This is a genomic window from Pseudonocardia sp. EC080619-01 (assembly GCF_001420995.1).
Taxonomy (GTDB): Bacteria; Actinomycetota; Actinomycetes; order Mycobacteriales; family Pseudonocardiaceae; genus Pseudonocardia.
Map to the genome: position 1 here is coordinate 492917 of NZ_CP012185.1, position 22936 is coordinate 515852.

23 protein-coding genes are annotated in these 22936 nt (G+C 69.8%); 5 read left to right on the top strand and 18 right to left on the bottom strand.

The window, feature by feature from the left end; translation table 11 throughout:
- Window positions 1–426: 426 nt before the first annotated feature.
- From AD017_RS30460 to AD017_RS30495, 8 genes are read right to left on the bottom strand one after another with little or no spacing between them, the layout of a single operon-like run.
- A complete protein-coding gene (locus tag AD017_RS30460) occupies window positions 427–2055 on the bottom strand; it encodes a PQQ-binding-like beta-propeller repeat protein (RefSeq protein ID WP_060577150.1) in 1629 nt (542 codons plus the stop codon).
- An 8-nt stretch (window positions 2056–2063) separates the two neighbouring features.
- On the bottom strand, window positions 2064–2549 hold the full coding sequence (locus AD017_RS30465) for a flavin reductase family protein (protein ID WP_060577151.1): 486 nt from the start codon (window positions 2547–2549) through the stop codon (window positions 2064–2066).
- Window positions 2546–2980, bottom strand: coding sequence for a hypothetical protein (locus tag AD017_RS30470; RefSeq protein WP_060577152.1), 435 nt, complete (start codon window positions 2978–2980; stop codon window positions 2546–2548). Before AD017_RS30470 ends, AD017_RS30465 begins: the two co-directional genes overlap by 4 nt.
- A complete protein-coding gene (locus tag AD017_RS30475; RefSeq protein WP_060577153.1) occupies window positions 2977–3291 on the bottom strand; it encodes a YciI family protein in 315 nt (104 codons plus the stop codon). Before AD017_RS30475 ends, AD017_RS30470 begins: the two co-directional genes overlap by 4 nt.
- A 12-nt stretch (window positions 3292–3303) precedes the next feature.
- Complete coding sequence (locus tag AD017_RS30480; protein ID WP_060577154.1) at window positions 3304–4236, bottom strand: pyruvate carboxyltransferase; 933 nt, start codon at window positions 4234–4236, stop codon at window positions 3304–3306.
- A 6-nt stretch (window positions 4237–4242) separates the two neighbouring features.
- Window positions 4243–5868 (bottom strand): AMP-binding protein, encoded by a 1626-nt coding sequence (locus AD017_RS30485; protein ID WP_060577155.1) that lies wholly within the window; start codon window positions 5866–5868, stop codon window positions 4243–4245.
- Between the two features lie 4 nt (window positions 5869–5872).
- Entirely contained in the window at window positions 5873–6898 is a 1026-nt protein-coding gene (locus AD017_RS30490; protein WP_060577156.1) for an LLM class flavin-dependent oxidoreductase, read from the bottom strand.
- A 45-nt stretch (window positions 6899–6943) separates the two neighbouring features.
- Window positions 6944–7933 carry an Ldh family oxidoreductase gene (locus AD017_RS30495; protein ID WP_060577157.1) on the bottom strand — a complete coding sequence of 330 codons (990 nt, stop codon included), beginning with the start codon at window positions 7931–7933 and terminating at the stop codon, window positions 6944–6946.
- Between the two features lie 38 nt (window positions 7934–7971).
- Here AD017_RS30495 and AD017_RS30500 point away from each other — a divergent pair, with 38 nt between their 5' ends.
- Window positions 7972–8430, top strand: a complete 459-nt coding sequence (locus AD017_RS30500; RefSeq protein ID WP_060577469.1) for a MarR family winged helix-turn-helix transcriptional regulator — start codon at window positions 7972–7974, stop codon at window positions 8428–8430.
- On the opposite strand, the gene AD017_RS30505 is transcribed toward AD017_RS30500, so the two are convergent.
- The 4 genes from AD017_RS30505 to AD017_RS30520 form a co-directional block, all read right to left on the bottom strand.
- Complete coding sequence (locus AD017_RS30505; protein WP_227013385.1) at window positions 8405–9793, bottom strand: MFS transporter; 1389 nt, start codon at window positions 9791–9793, stop codon at window positions 8405–8407. The genes AD017_RS30500 and AD017_RS30505 overlap by 26 nt on opposite strands.
- 613 nt (window positions 9794–10406) lie before the next feature.
- Window positions 10407–11102, bottom strand: a complete 696-nt coding sequence (locus AD017_RS30510) for a type 1 glutamine amidotransferase domain-containing protein (RefSeq protein WP_060577159.1) — start codon at window positions 11100–11102, stop codon at window positions 10407–10409.
- Between the two features lie 111 nt (window positions 11103–11213).
- The gene (locus tag AD017_RS30515; protein WP_060577160.1) at window positions 11214–12182 is read right to left on the bottom strand and encodes an alpha/beta hydrolase; all 969 of its coding nucleotides are present in this window, start codon (window positions 12180–12182) and stop codon (window positions 11214–11216) included.
- Between the two features lie 114 nt (window positions 12183–12296).
- Complete coding sequence (locus tag AD017_RS30520; RefSeq protein ID WP_060577161.1) at window positions 12297–12875, bottom strand: TetR/AcrR family transcriptional regulator; 579 nt, start codon at window positions 12873–12875, stop codon at window positions 12297–12299.
- 190 nt (window positions 12876–13065) lie between these two features.
- Here AD017_RS30520 and AD017_RS30525 point away from each other — a divergent pair, with 190 nt between their 5' ends.
- Entirely contained in the window at window positions 13066–14004 is a 939-nt protein-coding gene (locus tag AD017_RS30525; protein WP_060577162.1) for an acetoacetate decarboxylase family protein, read from the top strand.
- A 123-nt stretch (window positions 14005–14127) separates the two neighbouring features.
- Window positions 14128–15045, top strand: a complete 918-nt coding sequence (locus AD017_RS30530) for an NAD-dependent epimerase/dehydratase family protein (protein WP_060577163.1) — start codon at window positions 14128–14130, stop codon at window positions 15043–15045.
- Window positions 15046–15391: 346 nt separating this feature from the next.
- On the opposite strand, the gene AD017_RS30535 is transcribed toward AD017_RS30530, so the two are convergent.
- From AD017_RS30535 to AD017_RS30560, 6 genes are all read right to left on the bottom strand, one after another.
- Complete coding sequence (locus tag AD017_RS30535) at window positions 15392–16591, bottom strand: cytochrome P450 (protein ID WP_060577164.1); 1200 nt, start codon at window positions 16589–16591, stop codon at window positions 15392–15394.
- 13 nt (window positions 16592–16604) lie between these two features.
- Window positions 16605–17576, bottom strand: a complete 972-nt coding sequence (locus tag AD017_RS30540; RefSeq protein ID WP_060577165.1) for a PDR/VanB family oxidoreductase — start codon at window positions 17574–17576, stop codon at window positions 16605–16607.
- A gap of 20 nt (window positions 17577–17596) precedes the next feature.
- A complete protein-coding gene (locus AD017_RS30545) occupies window positions 17597–17863 on the bottom strand; it encodes a hypothetical protein (protein ID WP_060577166.1) in 267 nt (88 codons plus the stop codon).
- A complete protein-coding gene (locus AD017_RS30550; protein ID WP_060577167.1) occupies window positions 17860–18924 on the bottom strand; it encodes an aromatic ring-hydroxylating dioxygenase subunit alpha in 1065 nt (354 codons plus the stop codon). Before AD017_RS30550 ends, AD017_RS30545 begins: the two co-directional genes overlap by 4 nt.
- Complete coding sequence (locus AD017_RS30555) at window positions 18921–20285, bottom strand: MFS transporter (RefSeq protein ID WP_060577168.1); 1365 nt, start codon at window positions 20283–20285, stop codon at window positions 18921–18923. Before AD017_RS30555 ends, AD017_RS30550 begins: the two co-directional genes overlap by 4 nt.
- 177 nt (window positions 20286–20462) lie before the next feature.
- On the bottom strand, window positions 20463–21221 hold the full coding sequence (locus tag AD017_RS30560) for an IclR family transcriptional regulator (protein WP_082539115.1): 759 nt from the start codon (window positions 21219–21221) through the stop codon (window positions 20463–20465).
- A gap of 838 nt (window positions 21222–22059) precedes the next feature.
- On the opposite strand from AD017_RS30560, the gene AD017_RS30565 reads away from it, so the two are divergent.
- Both AD017_RS30565 and AD017_RS35625 read left to right on the top strand, forming a co-directional pair.
- Window positions 22060–22317 (top strand): hypothetical protein, encoded by a 258-nt coding sequence (locus tag AD017_RS30565; RefSeq protein ID WP_060577169.1) that lies wholly within the window; start codon window positions 22060–22062, stop codon window positions 22315–22317.
- Window positions 22318–22629: 312 nt separating this feature from the next.
- On the top strand, window positions 22630–22803 hold the full coding sequence (locus AD017_RS35625; RefSeq protein ID WP_168172344.1) for a hypothetical protein: 174 nt from the start codon (window positions 22630–22632) through the stop codon (window positions 22801–22803).
- The last annotated feature ends 133 nt before the right edge of the window (window positions 22804–22936 follow it).

Here is a 22936-nt window from a genome sequence, read left to right on the forward strand (position 1 = left end):
CGGCGGCTACGATCGGTTCAGCAGGTGGCAGAGGGGAGCTGGTGCGGAGCGTCGTTGCACGTAGAGGCCTCGTGCGGTGGATCGCACGATCTTTACACACCAGCGGTCGCAGGTTCGAGCCCTGCCGCGCCCACCGCCCGGACCAGCATCCATCTCCAACTAATGGCGAGTTCGCGGGCCACTATTCGTGGTGTGCCGGGCACCGCCAGCTATTCGTATGCGCGGTGGCGTCGGTGCTCGGCAACAAGTTGTCTCTCTATTACGGGCTCGAGGCCTGGCCTAATGAGAACTCGTCGGCGCCGCGGACGACATCCGGTCCGTGCCCGTTGTGGAGAGGTCGTCGAGATCTCCCGGGGTTGTCCGCCCCGACGTGGCGCCTGGACCGCTCGAGCCATGGGCTGTCAGGGTGTGAGTCGAGCAGTCACCTCAGTCCGCGAGCAGGCGGAAGATCGCACTTTCACGATCTCCCGTGACGTAGATGCTGCCGTCCGAATCGACCCCGATCCCACCGGACCGCGGGTGGGGCTGGTCGAGCTGCCCGACCGAGAGGCCCTCCACGAGCACGGCCGGTTCGGTATCGAGCCGCAGCACCCTGCCACCTTCGGTGTCCAGCACGACGACCTGCCCGCCGGCGTCCACCGTCACGGCGCGCGGCGTCCCGAGCCCCTCCGCCACCGTCGTCACCCCACCGCTCACCGGATCGACCACGAGAACCCGCCCACCCGACGCGTCCGCCACGAGAATCCGCCCGTCACCATCCGACGCGAGCCCGACCGGAGTCCCGATCCCCTCTGCGAGCGGCCGGATCGCATCACCGTCGGCCCGTACCAACCGCCCGAGCCCCGGCTCCGCGACGACGACGGACCCGTCGTCCAGCTCGACCGCGTCCGCCGGATCCACGAACCCCTCGAACCGCCGGACAGGTTTCACATCGTGATCGGTCACCTGCACCGACCCGATCATCTCCGACACGAGCACCAGGTGCTCCGCGTTCGCACTGATCGCCGACGGAAACTCGATCTTCGACGCGTGCCGCCGAGCCACCTCACGCAATTCCCCGCTCTCCGGGGCGATCGCCCGTACCGCGACGCTGTCGGCGATGAAGATCTCACCCGAGTCCGCCGACGGCCGGGCCATGTCCACCGGGAACGCGAGCGGACTCGACGTCAGCACCCGCAGGGTCCCGTCGGCGAGGTTCACCTCGGTGATGGCGCTGTCGGCCATGTTCGCGACGTAGGCCCGGTCGTCGTCGGCGATCACCATGTTGTCGGAGGCGATCGGGAGCTCGACCACTGTCCGCGTGCTGCCTGCGGAGATGTCGACCTGCAGGAGCGCGCCGCCGATGCTGTCCAGCACGTAGAGCTGGTCGGACGAGTCGAACCGGACCGAGACCGGCTGCTGCAGTCCCTCGACCACGACCGTCTTCTCGCCGGTCTCCGGGTCGATGCGCGCGACCTGCCCGGTCTTGCCGAGCGGGGCGTAGATCTGACCGTCCGGTCCGAAGTCGAAGGCGTTGGGCTGGCCCAGGTCGGACGCGACGAGGCGGTCGGGTTTCTCGCCCCGCGGGTCGATCTCCCACAGTCCGTCCTCGCGGAACGTCTGGCCGACGAACAGCCGCTCGCCGGCCCGGTCGAAGGCGATCGAGTTCACCCACGGGATCCCGTCGGTGATGGTCCGGACAGTCCCGTCCGGGCTCTGCGAGCCGACGGTGCCGCGCGGGGGATTGGTCCAGTAGATCGTCCCGTCGTCGCCGATCGCGACGTCATCGGACTCGCTTTCGGGGGCCGGCACCGCGGGGGAGGCCTTGCCGGTCGCGGGGTCGAATCGGGTGATCGAGTCGGCGGCGAGGCTCGCCACCAGGATGGTGCCGTCGGGATGCAGCGCCAGGCCGTTGGGGGCGCGGAGCGGGCCGCCGGCGTGCACCTGTTCGAGGGTGTAGCCATCTGCGACGACGGGTTCGGGGTCGGCGGAGGCGGCGGGTGCGGCCCCGCACCCGGCCGAGCCGATGAATGCGACGAGAGCGAAGAGCGGTGTTGCGCGGCGTCGGGCAACCATGGGTCTCCTCAGTGGCTCAGGGCGTACAGGCGGTCGAACCCGCTGCGGTGGAAGACGAGCGGCGGCGTGTCGGTGGTCTCGAACTCGTGCACCCGGAGCAGGGCGAAGGCGTGATCGCCTGCGGACATCTCGCTCTCGAGCGAGCACTCGAACCACCCGGACGCACCGTCGAGCACCACGGCGCCGCCGAGACGGATGGAGTGGTCGACCCCCGAGAACCGGTCGCGGTCCTTCGCCGCGAGGCATCGCGCCGCCGCGTCCTGCTCGGCGGCGAGGATGCTGACCCCGAGCCGCGGTAGCGAGCGCAGCACCCGCCAGGTGCGGGACGTGTCCTGCAGGCAGATCCCCACCAGTGGCGGGTCCAGCGACACCGGAACGAATGTGCTCACTGCCATCCCGACCGGCCGCCCATCGGGCCCCTGTCCGCAGACTGCGACGATCCCGCTGGGGAACTGTGCGAACCCGTGGCGCAGGAGCTGGGTCGCGCCCGTCATGACGCGAGTCCGAACTGGCCGGCGACGAGGCCGGGCACGACCGGACTCCAGAACCGGCAGAAGCGGTCGATCGGCGCGGCGGAGTCGTCGACCACGTGCAGGACCGGGGCCAGGCACGTCGCACCAGCTCGGAGCAGCAGGGGCCGGATGTCGCGATCGGCGGTCTGCACCTCCGACGGCCAGGCCCCGACCGCGGCGACGAACGCAGTGGCGCCGGCCAGGTCGGCGTCGCGCAGCAGGCGGATGACCTCGGGATCCGCGTGCCGTCCGGACACCGTCACGGCGACAACGAGCAGGTCAGCTCGCGTGAACTCCACGACTGAACCCGGGGCGAGCACGACCTCGGCGTCGCGCCCGACCAGACCCCGTGCGAGGTGAGCGCCGACCGCCGTCGCAGCGGAAGAGGACAGCGCGACCACCGTGGCGTTCACAACGACGGTCCGTCCGGGTTGGACGACAGCTCACTGAACGCCCCGAAGAACGGGTCCCACTCGGTGATCCGCAGGTTCTCGATGACACCGTTCGGCCAGAACGGGTCGGTGCGGATGATCTCCCGCAGCGCGGTCTCGTCGTCGGCCCGCATCACGAGCAGCCCGTGCCGCACGGGCGTGCCGACCGACGGGCCGGAGGCGACGACGACGCCGTCGTCGACCTGCTGTCTGATCCAGTCGACGTGCGGACGCACCCACTGCTGCCAGGTGGCCTCGTCCGGGTGGTCGAAGGTCACGAGGAAGACGGCCATGAGTTCAGCTCCTCACCAGGCGAAGGTCAGCGGTTGCGCGGTGTCGGCGGCGCCGGGGACCGGGCCCACATGCCGCAGGAAGCCCAGGGCCGGGACCCCCTGGGCGTCGAGCCAGTTCGCGGTCTCGACGAGCGCCGCGAGGTCGAGGCCGGTGCCGTGGCCGGCGAGTTCGAGGGCTTGGACGGCGTCCTCGGTGCACACCCCGCCGCCGCGCTGGCCGGGCATCGCGGGGTGCCCGCCGCTGCCCGCGAGCGCGACGTCGATCGTGCCGACCCCGAGGCCGGCGAGCTCCAGGACGTTCGCGACGCCCAGGCCGCGGTTGTCGTGCACCTGCACGGTCACCGTGTCGAGCGCTACGAACCCGGCCGCGACCTCGAGCAGCTCGCGGATCTGGCGTGGGGCGGCGTAGCCGAACGAGTCGGCGAGCACCCAGGATGTGACGCCGATGTCGGCGAGCCGGCGCAGCAGCGGCTCGATCTCGGCGCGGCCGCGGGCGGGGCCGGTGGGCCCGCCCCAGGCGAAGATGACGTAGGTTGACAGCGCCGTCGGCAGGTCCTGCGCGACGGCGGCGAGCCGTTCCAGCTGGGCGAGCGACTCCTCGGTCGTGCGGCCGATGTTCGCCCGGGCGAAGTCCTCGTCGGCGGACAGCAGGAACGAGGCGGAGTCGGCGCCGGCGTCGGCCGCGGCCCGCAGGCCCCGCTCGTTGCCGATGCAGCAGCCGAGCGTCAGCCCGTCGATGTCGCGGACGGCACTGAACACCTCGGCGGCGTCGGCGAGGCCGGGAATCAGGTCAGGGCGGACGAACGAGGAGAGCTCGAAGTCCTGCACTCCGGCGTCGACCAGGCGACGGACGAGCTCGAGCTTCAGCTCGGTCGGGGCCGGGTGGACCTGGAAGGTCAGCCGCGGGGCGATCTCCCGGAGTCGGACGGTGGGTGGCGTGCTCATCAGGGGTCAGCCGTCCTTGGGGTCGCGGCGTCGGGTGGGGGTCAGGCCGTCGGCCTCGGCATCCCAAGCGTCGTCGGTCAGGCCGGTCTCGCGCAGCGCGGCCTTGCGGATCTTGCCGGTGGGGGTGGCGGGCAGGGTGCCGACGACCCGGTAATAACGGGGCACCATGAAGTGCGGCATCGCGCGGTCGCAGTGCGCGAAGAGGTCCTTCAGGTCGATGGCGGTGCCGTCCTCGGCGACCACGACCGCCATCACCTCCTGCTCGCCCAGGTCGGAGGCGACGCCGACGGCGGCGGCCTCGGCGACGGCCGGGTGTCCGAGTAGGACGGCCTCGACCTCCTGCGAGGACACGTTCTCGCCGCGGCGGCGCAGCGCGTCCTTCTTGCGGTCGACGAAGTAGAAGAAGCCGTCGTCGTCGGTGAAGCCGAGGTCGCCGGTGTGCCACCACAGATCGCGGGAGGTCTCGACGGTCGCGTCGGGCTGGTGGTAGTAGCCGGAGAACATGATGTGCGGCGCCCGGGGCCGGTAGACGATCTCGCCGACCTGGCCGGGGGCGACGCGGAACCCGTCGTCGTCGTGGACCTCGAGCTCGGTGGTGGCCGACGGGACGCCCATCGAGCCGATCTTGCGGTCCGCGATCGGGTTCCAGACGATCGTCTTGATCTCGGTCAGCCCGTAGCCCTCGACGACGTGTACCCTGAAGCGTTCCTCGACCGCGGTCAGCACCGGGGGCGGGGCGGGCGCGGCGAAGACCTTGCGCGCCATGTGCTCCCGGTCCCGGTCTGACGGTGGCTGGGCTAGCAGCATCGGCAGGATCGAGCCGAGCGCGTTGAACTGGGTGACCTCGTGGCGGCGGATCTCGTCCCAGAACCGGCTGGCGCTGAACCGGCGGCCGAGCACCGCGGTGGCGCCGGCGACGACGGCGTGCAGGCAGATGTTGAGCTTCGCGGCCCCGTGGAACAGCGGCAGGCAGGTGTAGAGCCGCTCGTCGGCCGACGTCTGCATCGCGACCGCGAACTCGTGCGCGGCGACGGCCGGCATCAGCGCCGGGTAGATCGCGCCCTTGCTGCGGCCAGTGGTCCCGGAGGTCAACATGATTCCGACCGGGTCGCCGAGCCCGACCTCGGGAAACGGAGCCGAGGGGTCCCCGCGGTCGAGCATCGCCCGCCAGGTGACGATCTCGACGCCGGCTAGCGACACGGCCTCCGGCGCTGCGTCGGCGAGCACAACGACCGTGCGCAGCGCGGCCGGGCGCTCCGGCAGCGCGGCGACCAGCTCGAGCAGGCCGGGGTCGGTGAGCAGCAGCTCCACCCGCGTGTGGCCGAGGGCGTGCTCCAGGAACGCGCCCTTGTAGGCAGTGTTCACCGGGACCTCGACCATCCCGGCCCGGGCGATGCCGAAGAACGCGGCGAGGGTCTCGGTGCGGTTAGGCAGGAACACCCCGACCGACACGCCGGGGCCGAACCCCAGCCCGGCCAGCCCGCGGGCGACCGCAGAAGCAGTCGCGTCCAGCTCGGCGTAGCTGAGCGTCTCGTCGTCGAAGACCAGCGCCGTCTTGTCCGGGGTGTGGCCGGCACGGTCGGCGAGCAGGCCACCGACGGTGCCGCCGCCCAGCGAACCTAGGTCGAGCATCTGCTCAGAGCTCCTTCTTCACACGCAGCAGGAAGTCCTCCAGCGCCGGATCCCATCCGGCCTCGGCGCCCGTCGTGACCAGGAAGGTTCCGACGCCGAGCTCGTGGTAGCGGCCGAGGGTGTCCAGGATCTGCTCCTCGGTGCCGACCAGGGCCTGGGAGTTGGCGAACCCACCCAGCAGCTTCGTCAGGCCGGTCCAGAAGCAGGTGTCGTGCAGCTCCTCGTCGGTCAGCGCCAGGGCCCGCTGCCGACCGACCGAGTTGTCGGTGGCCGAGGACCGCAGGAACGTGTGCCCGCCCTGGGCCTCGGCGATCTGCCGCTCGACGTCGCGGGCCCTGGCCCAGGCGTCCTCCTCGGTCTCGCCGAGGAAGAGCCGCAGGCTCAGCGAGAACTCCATCGCCCGGCCGTATCCCTCGGACGCGCGGTGCACCCGCTCGATCCGTTCCCGGGTCCCGGCGAACGGCTCGCCCCACAGCATGTAGAGGTCCGCGTGCCGGGCGCCGAAGTCGACGGCGGCGTCGCTCTCTCCCCCCATGAAGATCGGCACCTCGCCCTGGATCGGGCGGGTCAGCAGTTTGACGTGCTCGGCGTCGTAGAAGCGTCCGTGGTGGTCGAACGACGATGGCTCGGTCCACGTCCGGCGGACCAGGTCGAGGTACTCGATGGCGCGCTCGTAGCGCTCCGACTTCGGCGTGGCGTCGCTCTCCCGGCGCAGGTCCTTGTCCGACCCGCCGACGACGACGTTGATCGCGAGCCGGCCACCGGCCAGCACGTCGAGCGTGGCGAAGTAGCGGGCCGCCGCCGTCGGCGCCATGACTCCGGGGCGGTGCGCCACGATCGGCGAGAACTTCTCGGTCATCGCCATCATGAACGGCACGGTCGCGTGGTTGTGCGGCCAGATCGAGGAGTAGCCGACCAGCACGCGGTCGATCGCGTGTGAGGCGTCGAGCTCACGCACCCGTCTGGTGAGTGCTTCTGTGTCGGTCTCGCCCGGTTCTAGGGGCTGGAGTCCCGTGAAGAAGTCGACCATGACCAGCCTTTCTGTTCGTATGCTGCGATAATATAAGCATGCTTCCTACTTGGCGAGTGTGATGTCCCTCAATGCGTTCAGGACCGGGGTAGGGACGTCGAGGGTGCCGCGGCGCTTGGTCTCCTCCCGTCGGCGTCGTGAGCGGTCGAACGGGACGCGCACCGCGTCTCCTCCGGTGACCGGGCGGGTGTCGCGCACCGATCGCACGAGGTCCGAGGCTCGCTGCCGGAAGTCCTCGGCGTCGGTCAGTGCAGCGGGATCGATGAACACGGCAAGGAAGCCGCAGTCGCTGAGGCCCGCCGGCGACGCGGAGGCGCCGGTGAGCATGCCGAGCAGCTGGACCACGAGCGCGAGCCCGGATCCCTTGTGGTCGCCCCAGCTGGTGAAGGCTCCGCGCAGCGCCGCGTGGGCATCGACCGTGGGTGCGCCGGACTCGTCGAAGGCGCGGCCCGGAGGTAGCTCGGTTTCGAGTCGCGCGGCGAGCACGACCTCGGCGTGCGTGATCGACGACGTTCCGATGTCCCAGATCACAGGATCGTCGGAGGTCGGGAACCCGACGGCGATCGGGTTCGTCGCGTACCGCGCCTCGGTCCCGCCGTGCGGCGCGACCATGGCGGGCCCGCTCCCGGCGATCAGGCCGACGAACCCGGCGCCGGTGATCTGCTCGAGATAGTAGGAGAACATGCCCGTGTACCAGGTCCGGCGGGCTCCCACGGTCGCGACGCCGTGCGTCCGGGCCTTCTCCAGTCCGATGTCGACGGCCCGGGCGGCGACCAGATAGCCGACCTGGTCGCCGCCGTCCAGGGTGGCTGAGGCCGGGGTGTCAACGAGAACGTGGACTGGCTCCGGCGGAGCCGTCGCGCGGACGCGCTCGGCGATCGAGACGGCGCGGGCCAGCCCCGCGTAGGGCAGCCCGCGCAGCTCGCAGTCCATGAGGTGGTCGGCGATCACCGCTGCGTCGGCGGCGGAATGGCCGACCGCGGTCATCGCATCGACGAGGATGCGGCTGGCGTCCTCCAAGGCGAGGGTAGGCATGGTCCTCCGGTTGTCAGGATGCTGATTAGGCTGGGGTGATGGGCGGTGTCGGCGAGTCGGACTATCTGACGGACGCGGTGACGCGGTTGGAGCGCGCTGTCGCGAACATCGGGGCGATGCGGCTCAAGCCGTGGGGGATGACACTGTCGGGCTATGCAGCGCTCAAGATCCTCGAGAAGCAGCCGAACTTGTCGCTGGCCCAGCTGTCGCGGCGTTGTTTTGTCAAGCCGCAGACGATGACCCGCATCGTCAGCGAGCTGGAGCGCCGGGAGTGGCTCGTCCGTAGTCCGCACCCGGAGAGCGAACGGGCGATGTCGCTCGCCCTCACTGAGGCCGGCAAAGCCAGCCTCGCCGAGATGGCGGCCGAGGTGGACAAGATCGAGTCCACGCTCGGCGACATGATCGAGCCGGGGCGGTTTCCCGAGCTGGTGCGCACCTTGCGGGGCTGTGCCGCGGCCGTCGAGCAGGAGATCAAGGAGCTCCGAGCCGCGCGGTGACTGCCGTCGTCCTATTGGCAGGCAGAACGCTGCGCAGGCCGAGCGTAGCGAGCCCACTGATCACAGCCGCTCCGATGAGGACGAACGCCGGAGCCCGATTGTCGCCGGTCACCTCGATCAGCCACTGGCACAGGTACACGCACGTGCCGCCGAAGATCGCGACGGTGATGTTGTAGGACAACGAGACGCCCGTGCCGCGCGCGTGCACCGGGAACAGCTCGATGTAGGTGATCGGCGCAACGCCGGCGTAGAACGCCGGCGCGGCGCCCAGCAGAACGACGCACAGGGTCAGCGACCAGAACCCGGACGCGTTCGTCACTCCGGCCACCAGCGGGTAGGACGCCAGCGCGATCGCCAGCGCGCCCCCGATCAGGACTGGGCGCCGGCCGACCCGGTCCGAGAGGCGGCCCGCTGCGATCACCAGCACGACGCCGACCAGCAGTGAGATCACGATGGCGCCGGTGGCCGCGACGGGGGAGAAACCCAGGCCGATGCTGAAGGTCTGTACGTAGGTGAAGGCGACGTAGAAGCTGACCGTGTGCAGGACCGCCACTCCGACCAGCAGCAGGGCGCGGCGGAGCTTGCGGTCGACGGGCGGGGGCGGTGGTGCGTCCGCGTCGCGGACCGCGGTGAACTCCGGCGTCTCGCCGAGTTGGTTACGCAGGTAGAGCCCGACGACGCCGAGGGGCAGCGCCAGGAGGAAGGGGACTCGCCAACCCCAGGCCTGCATCGCCTCGGGGGTGAGCAGCAGGTTCAGGCCGAGGACGGCCGTTGCGGCGAGCAGGAGGCCGACCAGGCAGCCTGCCTGGACTCGGCTGGTCACGGCGCCTCGACGTCCCTCGGGGGAGAACTCCGCCGCGTAGATCAGCGCAGTGCCGTACTCACCCCCGGCGGACAGTCCCTGCAGCATGCGAAGGGCGACGAGTAGAATCGGCGCGGCAATACCGATCGTCTCCGCAGTCGGCAGCAGGCCGATCAACGTGCTCACCGCCGCCATACCCAGCAGCGTGATCACCAGCGTGGGCTGGCGCCCGATCCGGTCGGCGAGCGGGCCGAAGATCGCTCCGCCGAGCGGCCGCACGACGAACGCGACCCCGAACACGGCGAGCGACGACAGCAACGCCACCCCCGGCGACGAACTCGGGAAGAAGTTCGCCGCCAGCACAGTGGCCAGAAACCCATAGACCGCGTAGTCGTAGGTCTCGACCGTCATCCCCACCCCGGCGGCCCAGGTCGTGCGGCGCAGAGTGGCTGCAGTGGCGGTCTCGGGTGTATCCGGACGCTCGGACGATCGCGTCATGACGACCTCTCCTTCGAGGCGGTGAACCAGAGCAGGAGCATGCTGATGATGCTGCCCGAACATAGCGACGCATGCGAACATTAGGCAAGCATGCTGTCCAGCCGCCTGGCTCCGTCAGCGCCGACGAGTCGTCGTCTGTCGCGGCTCGATCGCTGCGGCTGTTGGACCTGGGTGACATCCCCGTGGGGTGGCCTTAACAGGCCCGTCCGCGTGGCTGCGGCTTATTAGAGGAATCTTTTTTCGGCTCCAGTCCGCGCGCGACGATGGCCGGTCGGGAACCTGTGCTTCTCGGCCATGAGACCTCGGCCCGTGCTCGCCTGTCGGGGAGGAGCCGTCCCAAGTCCGACGCGGGCTCGGCTCTCCGTCACCAGCTCCGTCGGGCCGGGATGATCGTCTTTCGTGACACGTGTCGTGACACGAAACCGCGGCTATGGGCGGTTCTGGAGGTAGCTGCTGGAACCGGATGCGAAGAATCGTCGCAGGTAGAGGGCTCGTTCGGTGTCTTGCACGAGCTTTACACCCGAGCGGTCGCAGGTTCGATTCCTGCCGCGCCCACCACGTCGACCGGTGTCTTGCGACATCTGGTGCTCCTGACTCCGTCCGTTCGGTCGGCCGGCTTTGACGTCGTCTGCACACGCGTCCTGCCGCACTGGACGGTCGGACGTCCTCCGGCTGGTTATTCTACCGAGTTGAGTACGTCGGCGACCTTCGTCGCTGTCTCCTTGGCTGATCCAGGGTTCTGCCCGGTCACGAGATTTCCGTCGACCACGGCGTAGGACACGAACGGCAGCTTCGCCTTCTGGTAGAGGGCGCTGCGGTCCTTGGCGCGTTGCTCGGCGTTGTACGGGACGAGTTTGTCGACGCGGGCGAGGACTTCTTCCTGCCAGGCGAACCCGGTCATCTTCTTGCCGGCGACGAGGTAGGTGCCGTCGGAGAGCGTGGTGTTGAGTAGCCCGCAGTAGCCGTGGCAGACCGAGGCGACGACGGCGCCGCGTTCGTAGATCTCGCGGGTGATGCGTTGCAGGGCCTTGCTGTCGGGGAAGTCGTACATGACGGCGTGTCCGCCGGTGAAGTAGATGGCGTCGTAGCCGGTCGAGTCGATCTCGTCCGGGCGGGCGGTGTTGTCGAGCAGGGTCATCTTGGCGGGGTCGGCGCGCCAGGCTTTGGCGGTCTTGTCGTAGTTGGGGAACTTCAGCGCTCGTGGCTCCAGCGGTACCGCGCCGCCGGCGGGGCTGACCAGGGTCTGTTCGAACCCGTGTCTTTCGAAGATGTCCCATGCGTGGGTGAGCTCGGAGAGCCACAAGCCGGTCGGGTGGTCGGGATCGTCGTAGTGGCCGACGTTGGTGACCACGTTGAGAATGCGCTTGGTCATCCACGGTCTCCTTTCCGGTCGTGGTGCGAGGCTCCGACGTGGGCAGCGCCACCGCCCCGAGTCCGGCCGGGTTGCCGCTGGACTCGGGGTGGCGGCACGTCCGTGAGGGACCTACCGAAGTGCGTGCTTGAGGGCATCGATCGCCAGACCGCGGGCGACGTTGGCTGCCTTGGTGTTGCGAAGGCTGTCCAGCAGCAGGAAGTCGTGGACCATTCCGGCGACGCGCACGGAGGTGACGTCGACGCCAGCCTCGCGGAGCTTGTTGGCATACTGCTCGCCCTCGTCGCGCAGCACGTCCGCTTCGTCGGTGATCACCAGGGTCTTCGGCAGTCCCGTGAGGTCGTCGAGGGACGCCTGCAGGGGCGAGGCGTACTTCTCGGCGCGTTGGGCCTTGTCGGTGGTGTAGGCGTCCCAGAACCACTGCATACCGTCGCGGGTGAGGTAGTAGCCCTCGGCGAACTGCAGGTACGACGGGGTGTCGAAGTCGGCGTTGGTGACGGGGTAGAGCAGCACCTGCGCCTTGAGGTCGATGCCGCCGCGGTCCTTGTTCATGAGTGCGAAGACCGCGGACATACAGCCGCCGACCGACTCGCCGGTCACGGCGATACGGGAGGTGTCGAGGCCGTGCTCGGCGCCGTATTCCAGCACCCACTGACCGACGGCGTAGTTCTGCTCGACCTGGGTGGGGTAGCCCTTCTCGGGGGCGCGGTCGTAGACCGGGAACACGCCGGCCGCTCCGGCGCCGACGGCGAGCTCGCGGAATAGCCGGTCGTGGGTGTGCTCGTCGCCGAAGACCCACCCGGCCCCGTGGATGTAGAACACGACCGGCAGCGGGCCCTCGGCACCACGGGGCCGGATGATGCGGGTGCGGACGGTGCCCCACTCGCCGGCGTCGACCTCGACCCACTCCTCCTCGACGTCCGGGCGTTCGACGCCGTCGCCGCTCTGCAGGTCGGAGAGGATCTTGCGGCCTTCCTCGGGGGGAACCTCGTAGATCCGGGGGTGTGGATCGGTCAGATCGCAGAGTTCCTTCGCCTCGGGCTCGAGGTAGGGGGTGACGGGCGGTGGAAGGTCGGTCATGTCGTGACTCCGTTCCGTACGCTTGTCAACGGACGATAGCGATCAATGTGTGCACCGCTTACTTTGGACGCTAGCGCGACCGTCCGATGGCGTCAACGCGGAGTGGGTCCCCGGTCAGTTGGGCTGTGCGCTGAGCACGGCAATGAACGATGCGCGAACCTGCGCGGCAACGTGCTCCGTCGACGGACCGGCCAGCTTTCGGTCGAGATAGAGGCACGCCAGGCCGTGGACCAGTCCCCAGCCGCCGAGGGCGAGGTCGGTCGGGTCGGCGCGAGGGAACACGCCGGTGATCGCGGCGGCGAGAAGCTCGTGCACGTCGGCGGCGGCCTGCACCCGCTCGTCGTTCTCGTCGTCGCACTCGTTGCCGAACATCAGTCGGAACAGTGCGGGTCGGCGGAGGGCGAACTCGACGTAGGCGACGCCGAGGTCGGCAAGGTCCTCGACGGTGCTGGGCGGTTCACGCCCCGGGGTCAGATCGGCTTTCAGGTCGCGGAGGCCCTGGGCGGCGAGAGCGGACTCCAGGGCTTCCCGGTCGGGGAAATGCCGGTACGGCGCGGTCGGTGACACGCCCGCCCCTCGGGCCACGGCACGGATCGAGAACGACTCTCCGTGTTCGAGCATGCCCATGGCCGTGGTCAGCAGTGCGGCGCGCAGGTCGCCGTGGTGGTAGCTGCTCCTCTGGGTGGCGGGCATGCCGTGCGGTCCTCCTCGTGCTGGCAGATCTTCAGTATCCCGTCCGGCACACGCGGTCGGCATGCGGGGAATCTCGACTGCAGAGAGCGGTGGCCATGACGTGGGGCACTCGTCGCCGCCGCAATGTTGACACTGCTTACATCGGATCCTATCGTCGATGTGAGCAGTGCAGACATAACGGAGGTTGGCGATGGCGCAGTCGAGGGCGGACGCGGGGAGCGATCTGGTCGAGGTCGAGCTGGGAGGGCGGCCGGTCCGGGTGCCCAAGGGCGGGCTGTACGACACCTACCGCATGGACACCGATCTGGACGCTGCGGCGAGGGACCCACGGGTGCGCAGCGTGGACTTCTTCCGCGCGCTCCGGAAGACCGAGGTCCAGTCCCCGCTCGGTCCCACCCGAACCCCGAACTTCTACTACGCGATGTCCAGGGCCCAGCTCACCTATCTCGCACCGACGAAAGCCTTACGGTCCCGGCTCCCCGTCGAGCTCGATCCGCTGCAGGTCGCTCCCGGTGTCGGACTGTTCTCGGTGGTGTTCTTCCGGTACGACGTGTGCGACATCGACTTCTACACTGAGGCGACCGTCGGCATCGCCGTCCGCCCTGCCCACCACGGCAAGCTCGGCGCAGTCGACCTCCTCTCCTCGCTGGCCAACGACGCGATGCACGCCTACGTGCTCTCACTGCCGGTGAACACCGACATCGCACAGATCCGTGGACGTGACGGTTACGGATTCCCCAAGTGGGTCACGGACATCGATGTCGACATCGACGATCGTTGGACAGCGGCTCGGGTGGCCAACGACGACGGCGGCACCGACATCGCCATCGACGTCGCCACGCCGACGCAGCAGTCGGTCCCGAGCGGGCACAGAGTGTCGACGCTGACCTCGTACACGCGGCTGGGTGACGGCTGGAACGCGACGCTGAGCCAGACCAACATCCTGGCCACCGGCAGCGCTCTGTGGCCGCGCACCATCTCGCTGGAGCTGGGGTCGGGCCGGCTGAGCGACGACGTCCGCTCGCTCAGGCCCATCCGGGCCCTGCGATTCGACGTCGCCACCGAGGCCCAGAACGCACTCCACATTCCTGTGCCCGTCTCCGTCCCGGAGAGGGAGCCGAGGCCATGAGCAGCGTAGGCGCAGCGAACACATGCCGCCCCGCGGCCTGCGCTCGCACCCCCACCGGCGGAATGCGCCTCACTCGGCGTCCGTCCGCGTGAAGAAGCTCAGCCCGAACCCGAGGACGAAACCATGCAGACCATCCTGGGAGCCAACGGCCAGATCGGCGCTGAGCTCACCCGCTACCTTCACGACCACGTCACCGACGACATCCGCGTCGTCAGCCGCAAGCCCGCCAAGATCCATGAGACCGACGAGCCCGTTGCGGCGGACCTGATGGACGCCGAGGCCACGGCCGACGCCGTACGCGGCAGTGAGATCGCCTATCTCACCGTGGGACTGCCCATCGACTCGGCGCTGTGGGAGCAGCAGTTCCCCGTGATCATGGCGAACACGATCGCGGCCTGCCGTCAGCACGACACCAAGCTGGTGTTCTTCGACAACACCTACATGTACCCCCGCACCTCGCAGGTGCAGGTCGAGGACACGGCCTTCCAGCCGGTGGGCCGGAAGGCGATCGTGCGAGCGGCGATGGCGACCATGCTTCTGCGGGAGATGGACGCAGGCACCATCGAGGCCGTCATCTGTCGCGCCCCCGAGTTCTATGGGCCGGGGAAGACCCAGAGCCTGACCAAGTCGGCTGTGTTCGACCGGATCCGGCGCGGCAAGCGGCCGGTGGTCCCTGTCAGCGCCCATACCGAGCGGTCGCTGATCTGGACTCCTGACGCCAGCCGGGGGATGGGGCTGATCGGCAACACCCCCGACGCCTACGGGCAGACCTGGCACCTGCCGACAGACCCTGACCGCCTCACCTACGAGCAGATGATCGGCATCGCCTCCGACGTTGCCGGCCACCGCATCGGGTACACGACGGTCCCTGAGTCCGTGTTCAGGACTGGGGGTCTGTTCAACCGGTCGGTCAAGGAAGCCTCCGAGCTGCTCCCGCGCTACCGCGTCGACAATGTCTTCGACTCGTCGAAGTTCGCGACCCGGTTCCCCGAGTTCGCGGTCACGACCTACCGCGAGGGGGTCACCGCCATTCTCGGGTGATCGTCCAGCCCCAACCTTCGGCCCCGCGTGACGCGACTCGTGACACGAACATCCCGCTACCGCCGGTGTCGAAGGGGGTGGGTGGAGGCAGATTCGAACGATCGTTGCAGGTAGAGGGCTCGGGGACGTCTCGCACACTCTTTACACTCGAGCGGTCGCACGTTCGACCCTGTTGTGAGGCGTGGCCGGTGACGAGGTCGATGACCATGATCAGCCCGTCGGTGTCGGCGTGGGCTGGTCGCCGCGGCGGTGGGCCCTGGGACGGCGGGTGAGCTGCTCGCTCGGGAGAGCGTGGTGGGACCTGATGCGGCGCTGAGGTCGAACACGGGGGCGGCGAGGGCGGAGGTCAGGTGCGGTGACCGAGGACGGGGATGTGTGCCCATCCGGTGAGGGTGTTGTTGAGTTTGGGCGTCGGCGGCGCGCTCGGTTCGAGGCGGCTGAGGCGTGTCGTGAGAGCGGTGAGAACACTCTCGACCTCGAGGCGGGCGATGGGTTGGCCGATGCATTGGTGGATGCCCATGCCGAAGGCGACGTGGCCTGCGGCTTTGCGGGTGATGTCGAACCGGTCGGCGTCCGTGCCCCATCTGCGGGGGTCGCGGTTGGCCGCGCCGAGAAAGAGCAGGACCTTATGTCCTGCGGGGATGGTGGTGTCCTCGATCGTGACGTCGCGGGTGGTCGTGCGGAAGAACGTCTGGACCGGGCCGGAGTGGCGTAGGGCTTCGTCGAAGGCGAATTTCGCCAGCGCGGGGTTGTCGCGCAGCGCGGCCCATTGTTCGGGGTGGTGTGTCAGCGCGTGCATCGTGTTCGCGATGCCGTGGACGGTGGTGTCGACGCCGGCGGAGAGCAGGGACCGGACGAGCATGGGGGCCTGTTCCTGGGTGATCTGTCCGGCGTCGGCGGCCGCCCAGATGGAGGCGCCGAGCCCGTCGGGGGCGAGTGCGTGTCGTTGGCAGCTGTCCCAGATCCATCTCTGGACCGGAGCGGCCTCGGCCAGTGCCTTCTCGGTGCGTGCGTTGCGTGGTCCGAAGGCGTTGAAGGCCAGCGCGCCGTAGGGCAGCAGGTTCTCGCGGCCCTGCTTCGGGAGACCGACGATGTCGGGGAAGACCTGCAGGGGGTAGACCTCGGCGAGGTCGGTGACGATGTCGAACTCCTGGCGGGCTGCGAGTTTGTCGGCGATGGTGGCGGCGGTCTCGGCGAAGCCGGTCCGGAGCCGGCGGACGGTGCGCGGTGACACGACCGCGCTCATCGCGGTGCGCACCGCGGTGTGGTCCGGGGGGTCGGCCTCGAGCAGCAGGCTCGGGGGGCGCCAGGGCTTCTCGCGGTGGAAGTCCGCAAGGCCCGCGCCTCTGCCGGAGCAGAATGTGTCGTGGTCGATGAGGGCGGCGTGGACCTGCTCGTAGCGGCCCATCGCCCATACACCGTAGCGCTCGAGGTGGACGACGGGGCCGGCGTCCCGTAGTTGCCGGTGGAACGGGTAGGGGTCGGTCAGGATCTCGTCGCCGAACGGGTCGTCGTCGAGCGCCGGGGTGGGAGTCGTGGGGGGCATGGCGCAGCTCCGGTCAGAGGTCGAGGACGAGCCGGGCGGAGCAGGACCGGGATACACAGATCATCATCACGTCGCCGTCGGCCTGCTCGTCGTCGCTGAGCACGGAGTCGCGGTGGTCGGGGACGCCGTCGAGGACACCGGTCTCGCAGGTGCCGCAGGTGCCTTCCTGGCAGGACGAGAGCACCGGGATTCCGGCGTTCTCGACGACCTCGAGGATCGACCGGTCTGCGGGCACGGTGAGAGTGGCGCGGCTCTGGGAGAGCTCGACCTCGAAGGATTCGCGCGGGCCGTCGTCGGTCCCGGCCTTCGGGGCGAACCGTTCCAGGTGCAGTGCCCCGCGCGGCCAGCGGGTGCACTCCTGTTCGACCGCGGCCAGCAAGGGTTCGGGCCCGCAGCAGTAGACGGCGATGTCGTCGGCGGTCGCGCCGGGTTCGGCCAGGATGGTGGGGAGGTCGAGTAGCCCGGTCTCATCGGCCGGGCGGATCTCGACTCGGTCGGGGTAGCTCTGTTCGAGGTGTTCGCGGAACGCCATCGAGGTGCGGGTGCGGCCGCCGTAGACCAGGCGCCAGTCCGCGCCGGCGGCCTCGGCGCGGGCGATCATCGGTAGGAGCGGTGTGATGCCGATGCCGCCTGCGACGAATACGTACCGGCCGGCGGGGGTGAGCGGAAAGTGGTTGCGGGGACCGCGCACGTGCACGGTGTCACCTTCGGCGAGGGTGTCGTGCACGTAGGCCGAGCCGCCCCTGCCGTCCGGCTCTCGCAGGGCGGCGACCTGCAGGATCGAGCGTTCCGCCGGGTCGCCGCACAGAGAGTACTGCCGGGTGAGCTCGTCGGTGAGTACGAGGTCGAGGTGCGCGCCCGCTTCCCAGACGGGGAGCTCGGCGCCGTCGGTGCTGCGCAGGGTGAGCCGGACGACGCCGTCGGCCACGGTCTCCTTCTTGTCGAGCACCAGGTCGAGTTCGTCGTCGTGGACGTCGGTCCTCATGGAGATCGTTCCCTCGTGGGTCAGGCCGGTGTGGACGCCGGCTCGCGATCGGATGCGGGGGCGGGCCCCGCGTCGGTATTCGCGCCCGGCGGGGGCCGGTGGTCGTCGGGATGGCCGAGCAGCCACTCCCACAGCTCGACCGGGTCGTCGAAGAACCGGTCGGCGCCGCAGTGGCACACGGCGTGCAGCAGGTCGGTGCCCAGCACCCAGTGGATGCGGTGGACCCGCTCGCCGCCGAGGACCGGCGGCGCCTGCGGGATGGCGGACGCGGTGGCGTCGCGGCTCATCGGACCGGTGCCGCCGGGGCGTTGCGAGGGGTCTCGCCCGCCATACGGGCGAGCATCCGACGGCCGGCCAGGCCGCCGGTGTCGATGTTGATCGACAGCTCCTGGTAGCCCTCGGGCTCGTCCTGGATCACTTTCTCGAGAATGTCGAGTGCGACGACGTCCTGTAGCACGACGGTCCGGTTGTTCTCCGCGAGGAACGTCGAGACCTGCGGGGAGTCGAGCGCGAAGTCGCGGGCGACCATCCAGAAGTCGTGTGTGGTGTGCTCGGTCTCGGGAGTGATCGCGTAGACGACTTCGATGTGGAAGGCGTCGGGGTCGGTGCCGTCCGGGTTCGGGATCGATCCGACCGGCGCGATACGGCTGTGCAGCTTGTACAGACACGGCGGGGTGTACTCGATGTCCTGCCACCGGGCGATGTGGCCGTGCAGGCCGGTCGAGGAGGAGTAGAACGGCGGACATTGGGCGTCGTCCATGTGCCGGGAGACGTAGACGATGCCCGCGTCGTCGTCGACCTCGGTGGTGATCGGGGTCGAGGCCACTTCGGGGGTGCCGATGTAGCCGCCGTGCAGGTAGGTCTCGTGCGAGAGGTCGAGCAGGTTGTTGACCAGCAGGGAGAATCGTGCGGCCAGCGGCTCCATGCCGCGCACGGTGGTGTAGTCCGGCGAGTCGAGGTAGCGGGCCCGTGGGATGCGGGTCTCGTCGGCCAGGGCGGTGTCGCCGATCCAGATCCAGACCAGGGAGTCCTGCTCGACGACCGGGTAGGGGGTCAGCCGCGCGGTCCGGGGCACCCGGGTCTGGCCCGGCACGGCCACGCAGCGGCCGTCGGCGGCGTAGGTGAACCCGTGGTAGCCGCAGACCACGTTGCCCTCGACCAGCCGCGACGGTGCTTGAGACAGCGGGAAGCGGCGGTGCACGCAGCGGTCGGAGTTCGCGACGACGGCTCCTTCGGGGGTGCGCCAGAACAGGATCGGCTCGTTGCAGACGGTGCGGGCGAACAGCTCGTGGTCGATCTCGGTGCTGTAGGCCGCGACGTACCACTGGTTGCGCGGGATCGTGCTCACGACGGGGCTCCTTCGGCTCGCAGGGTGGTGGATGCTGCGCTGCCGGCGGTGGGCGGAGCGACCGGTCGGGTGCGCAGTAGGAACAGCAGTGCGGCCGCGACGACGAAGACCACGCCGAACAGCACGTACAGGTGTTGCGGGGTCCAGCCGCCGTCGAGCAGCGCCCCGGCGGCGGTCGGCGCGAGGATCGCCCCGGCCCGCCCGATGGCGAGGCCGGTGCCGACACCGGTGGTCCGCACGGCCGGGTCGTACACGGTCGGGGTGAGGGCGTAGAGGCCCGCGACGCAGCCGTTGACGAAGACGCCGATCACCGCGGCGACCGTGAACGCGGCGACCAGCGATGACGTGGTGCCGATGAACACTGTCAGCAGGACCCCGGTCGCGACCAGGTAGGTCGCCAGCACGGTGCGCAGGGCGAACCGGGCGGCCAGCAGGCCCAGTAGTGCTGCACCGAAGATGCCACCGACGTTGAGCACCGTGCCGCCGGCGATGCCGGCGGTGGGGGACAGGCCCGCCTCGGTCAGCAGGGTCGGCGTCCAGCTCGTGACGAAGTAGAAGCCCGCCATGATGCAGAAGAACACGGGCCAGAGCACCAGCGTCGTGCGCCGCAGCCGCGGTGTCAGCAGCTCCCGGTACCCGGCTCCGACACCGCGAGGGGCGGCGGGGAGCTCCGGCAGCGTGGCCAGCGGGGCCAGGCGCATCCGGCGGAGGAGTGTGTTGACCCGGTCGAGGGCTCCGGCCGGGCGGCGGGTCACGAGGAAGTCCAGCGACTCGGGCAGCCGCCACCACACCAGCGGGATCGCGGCGACGGTGGCCAGACCTCCGACGAGGAACACCGACCGCCAGCCGAGCCCTCCGATCAGCAACGCAGCGAGCAGTCCGCCGAGCGTCGCACCCAGCGCGTAGCCGGTGGAGTTGAGGCTCACTGCAAGCCCGCGCCAGCGGTGGGAGGCGTACTCGGCTGCGATCACGTTCGTGGTGGCCAGCAGCCCTCCGATGCCCAGGCCGGTGATCGTGCGCAGTACGCCGAGCTGTCCTGCCGACTGGCTGGCGGCGGAGAGCAGCATCGCGATGCCGGCCACGGCGAGGCACCCGAGGACCATCGGACGTCTGCCGAGCCGGTCGGCCCAGGGGGCGAGGAACATCGAGCCGACGGCCATGCCGATCAGCCCGGCGGACAGCAACAGCCCGAGCTGGGCGCCGTTGAGGCCCCACTCGGCGGCGACGGACTTGCCGGTGAAGGCCATGACGAGCACGTCGAACCCGTCCAGCATGTTGAGCAGGACACAGATCGCGACCGCGGACCACTGGAAGCGCGACATCGGGCGCTCGTCGATCAGGTCGCTGACGGTGGCGCTCATGGGCGGGTTGCCGTCAGATCGGGAACAGGAAGATCACACATCGCAGCACTCCGTTGTCGACTGCTCGGCCCGTAGGTGGTGGTCGGGCGGCGCTCCGGGGCCGTCCCCGGCGCGCAAGCAGGATGGGAGCCTGCGTGGTCCGCGGCGTAGCGGACTTCCGTAAAATGGAAGCCGGGATCAGTATGGTTTCGCCAGGGCCCGCCCGATGGCTCGTGCACTGGTGCGGACAAGCGGCACGATCGCGTGTGGTGACGCCGTGCCGTGCCGGATGACGAGCGAGACCGCGGCGGCGACGTGACCGCGGTGGTCCTGAACGGGTGCACCCACCGACAGCGAGTCCATCGTGACCTGGCGGTCGCTGATGGAGAAGCCGTTGGTCCGGACGTCGGCGAGCATGTTGCGCAGCCGGCTCGGGTCGGTGACGGTCCGCTGGGTGTAGCGCTCGATGTGGCCGCTCAGCACGTCGTCCTGCACCTCGGTGGGGGCGTGCGCGAGCAGGACGAGACCGACGCCGGTGGCGGTGAGTGCGAACCGGCCACCGGCACGGGTGAGCACGGGCACGGCGCCGGTGCCGGCGATGCGCTCGACGAACACGACGTCGCGCACCGCGAGCTGCACGTTCTCTCGGGTGATCTGGGAGAGGTCCTCGAGGAAGGGGAGCGCTCGTTCACGCAGGCCCTGGCCACGCGGCGCGAGCGCCCCGAGTTCCCAGAGGCGCAGGCCGATCCGGTAGCCGCCGCTTTCGTCGCGTTCGAGGGCACCCCAGACGACGAGTTCGGCGATCAGACGGTGCGCGGTCGACAGCGGCATGTCGGCGAGTGAGGCGAGCTGGCTGAGGTTCAGGACGGGGCGTGTGGCCGTGAAGGCGTCGAGGATGGAGAGGGCTCGAGTGAGGACCGGTCCGGTCGGTCCGGCAGGTCGACCCCGTCTCGGCATGACGTCCCCGATCTGTCGTCGTCGCAGCCGGCCTGTCCCTGGGCCGGTGGGTGGGGAGGCGTCGGGGCCTCGCGTGCCCCATCGAATCGACCGTCCTGGCCCGGGGCGCGACGGCCTCCACTTCCGTCGCGCGAACTGTGCCGTTGGTGGCTTCTGTGGCTTCGACGGAGCTAACCACTCCGTCGCGAGGTCGACAACGATCGCATCGCCTGGTCGCCGGGATGAATGTAATCGACGAGCAGTTCGAGTTCTGTGTCGCACGCGGTCTCGCCCCAGCCTCGTCCGCGGAGGTGATGTCGTAGAGGAGTCGCGGCGACCCTGTGTAGGCGAGCTCGACAGCCTGCGGCCCGGGCTGGCGCGCGATCCAGCCGTCCGCCGATTTGCCGCCACATTGTTCGTGCTTACGGCAGCACTTGGCGCTTGGAACCGGTCGGTCCGCGTGGCCCTGCACGGATGGGATCTGGACCGGGCCGACGTGGCGGCCCATCCGGGCACGCCGACCAGCGCCCCGACCCTGGGCGATTCACCCACCGTGCCCGACAAGCACAGGAGCGACAGTGTGCTCGCCACCCGGTCTGGCGAGCACCGGACGCCGTTGCAGGCTCAGCGGTGGCGGCGGCTGGGCGTCGGCCGGCCGTGTTGGTGTCGGGGTGGTCAGGTGGCGGCGGCCGGTCGCCAGACTGTCGACGGGCTTCCACGGCGTCGTCGGTGAGGCATGCGGCGAGTAGGTCCCGTCCGGTGTGAACGCCGGCGAGGAGGAGAGCAGTCCGTCGAATTCGAGTATCTCGACAGCCCGCAGAGGCTCACCGCGGGGGCGGCCGAGGCAGCAGGTCCGGCGTTGTCCGTCGAGTTCGCCGAGGCGGCCCCGTTCGCCGGCCGGCTGGTGGTCACCGCGCTTCGCCCGGGCACTCGTCTGCCGATTGTCACCGACGGCGTCCCGGACGCCGCACCCGGCGATCCGCTCAGGGGCCCGATGCCCGATCGGTTCTTCGACCCCGTCTCGACCCCGTCATCGGAGGGCGGATCGCTTCGTGAGGCTGGTGCTGGCCCGCCCCTGCGAGACGATCTGGAACGCGGGGAGCCGGTGGCCGGGTGACGCCGACATCGCGATGCCGGATCGCGGCCGTGCGTGCGCACCCTGCGGCCGGTCCTGGTCAGCTGTCGGCCCGGCCATGTCGTGGTCTCGCCGCTCGGGCGTACCCGCGAGATCGGCCGCGTTGCCCTCCTAACGGTGCTGACGCCCGCTGGCAGGTGGCGTATCTGGGGGAGTGGACCGGACGGCTGGTGGCGGAGCTGCCCGTCGAGCAGTATGGGGAGTGGCGTGTGAGGCGGGCGGAGCCCCCGGGCGGGAAGTCGTTTCTCGGAGCTGATCGACCGAGTGCCCGCCGGGCTTGTCGATCTGCCCGGGGTGGGTACGACCGTCGTGGTCACCCACGGCCGCCCGATCCGGGTGGTTCCGAGTCACCTGCTCGGGCTGGCCCCGGACGGGAGCGTGCCGGTCGTCGCGGCGACGCCGACCGTTGTCGACCGGTCGTGGCTGGCCGACCTGGCGGTGGGGCACGAAGTGGATCCTGTCGCGTGACGATGGTGTCGTCGCGGGCGGTCGTGAAGGGCGGGCGCCCTGGCCTGGGGCGGGGTCGTCGGGTGGGAGGTTTCGGGGGGACGGTGTTCGGTCGCGTCTGCTCGTCGCCGCGGCCGGTCTCGGTGCTCGATCC

Coding starts and splice junctions, on each gene's coding strand:
- AD017_RS30510 (WP_060577159.1), bottom strand. CDS start 11,102: ATGACCAAGCGCATTCTCAACGTGGTCACCAACGTCGGCCACTACGAC.
- AD017_RS30495 (WP_060577157.1), bottom strand. CDS start 7,933: ATGCCTACCCTCGCCTTGGAGGACGCCAGCCGCATCCTCGTCGATGCG.
- AD017_RS30555 (WP_060577168.1), bottom strand. CDS start 20,285: ATGAGCGCCACCGTCAGCGACCTGATCGACGAGCGCCCGATGTCGCGC.
- AD017_RS30465 (WP_060577151.1), bottom strand. CDS start 2,549: ATGACGGGCGCGACCCAGCTCCTGCGCCACGGGTTCGCACAGTTCCCC.
- AD017_RS30480 (WP_060577154.1), bottom strand. CDS start 4,236: ATGAGCACGCCACCCACCGTCCGACTCCGGGAGATCGCCCCGCGGCTG.
- AD017_RS30490 (WP_060577156.1), bottom strand. CDS start 6,898: ATGGTCGACTTCTTCACGGGACTCCAGCCCCTAGAACCGGGCGAGACC.
- AD017_RS30520 (WP_060577161.1), bottom strand. CDS start 12,875: ATGCCCGCCACCCAGAGGAGCAGCTACCACCACGGCGACCTGCGCGCC.
- AD017_RS30560 (WP_082539115.1), bottom strand. CDS start 21,221: ATGCCGAGACGGGGTCGACCTGCCGGACCGACCGGACCGGTCCTCACT.
- AD017_RS30485 (WP_060577155.1), bottom strand. CDS start 5,868: ATGCTCGACCTAGGTTCGCTGGGCGGCGGCACCGTCGGTGGCCTGCTC.
- AD017_RS30505 (WP_227013385.1), bottom strand. CDS start 9,793: ATGTTCGGGCAGCATCATCAGCATGCTCCTGCTCTGGTTCACCGCCTC.
- AD017_RS30530 (WP_060577163.1), top strand. CDS start 14,128: ATGCAGACCATCCTGGGAGCCAACGGCCAGATCGGCGCTGAGCTCACC.
- AD017_RS30500 (WP_060577469.1), top strand. CDS start 7,972: ATGGGCGGTGTCGGCGAGTCGGACTATCTGACGGACGCGGTGACGCGG.
- AD017_RS30540 (WP_060577165.1), bottom strand. CDS start 17,576: ATGAGGACCGACGTCCACGACGACGAACTCGACCTGGTGCTCGACAAG.
- AD017_RS30545 (WP_060577166.1), bottom strand. CDS start 17,863: ATGAGCCGCGACGCCACCGCGTCCGCCATCCCGCAGGCGCCGCCGGTC.
- AD017_RS30525 (WP_060577162.1), top strand. CDS start 13,066: ATGGCGCAGTCGAGGGCGGACGCGGGGAGCGATCTGGTCGAGGTCGAG.
- AD017_RS30460 (WP_060577150.1), bottom strand. CDS start 2,055: ATGGTTGCCCGACGCCGCGCAACACCGCTCTTCGCTCTCGTCGCATTC.
- AD017_RS30515 (WP_060577160.1), bottom strand. CDS start 12,182: ATGACCGACCTTCCACCGCCCGTCACCCCCTACCTCGAGCCCGAGGCG.
- AD017_RS30535 (WP_060577164.1), bottom strand. CDS start 16,591: ATGCCCCCCACGACTCCCACCCCGGCGCTCGACGACGACCCGTTCGGC.
- AD017_RS30475 (WP_060577153.1), bottom strand. CDS start 3,291: ATGGCCGTCTTCCTCGTGACCTTCGACCACCCGGACGAGGCCACCTGG.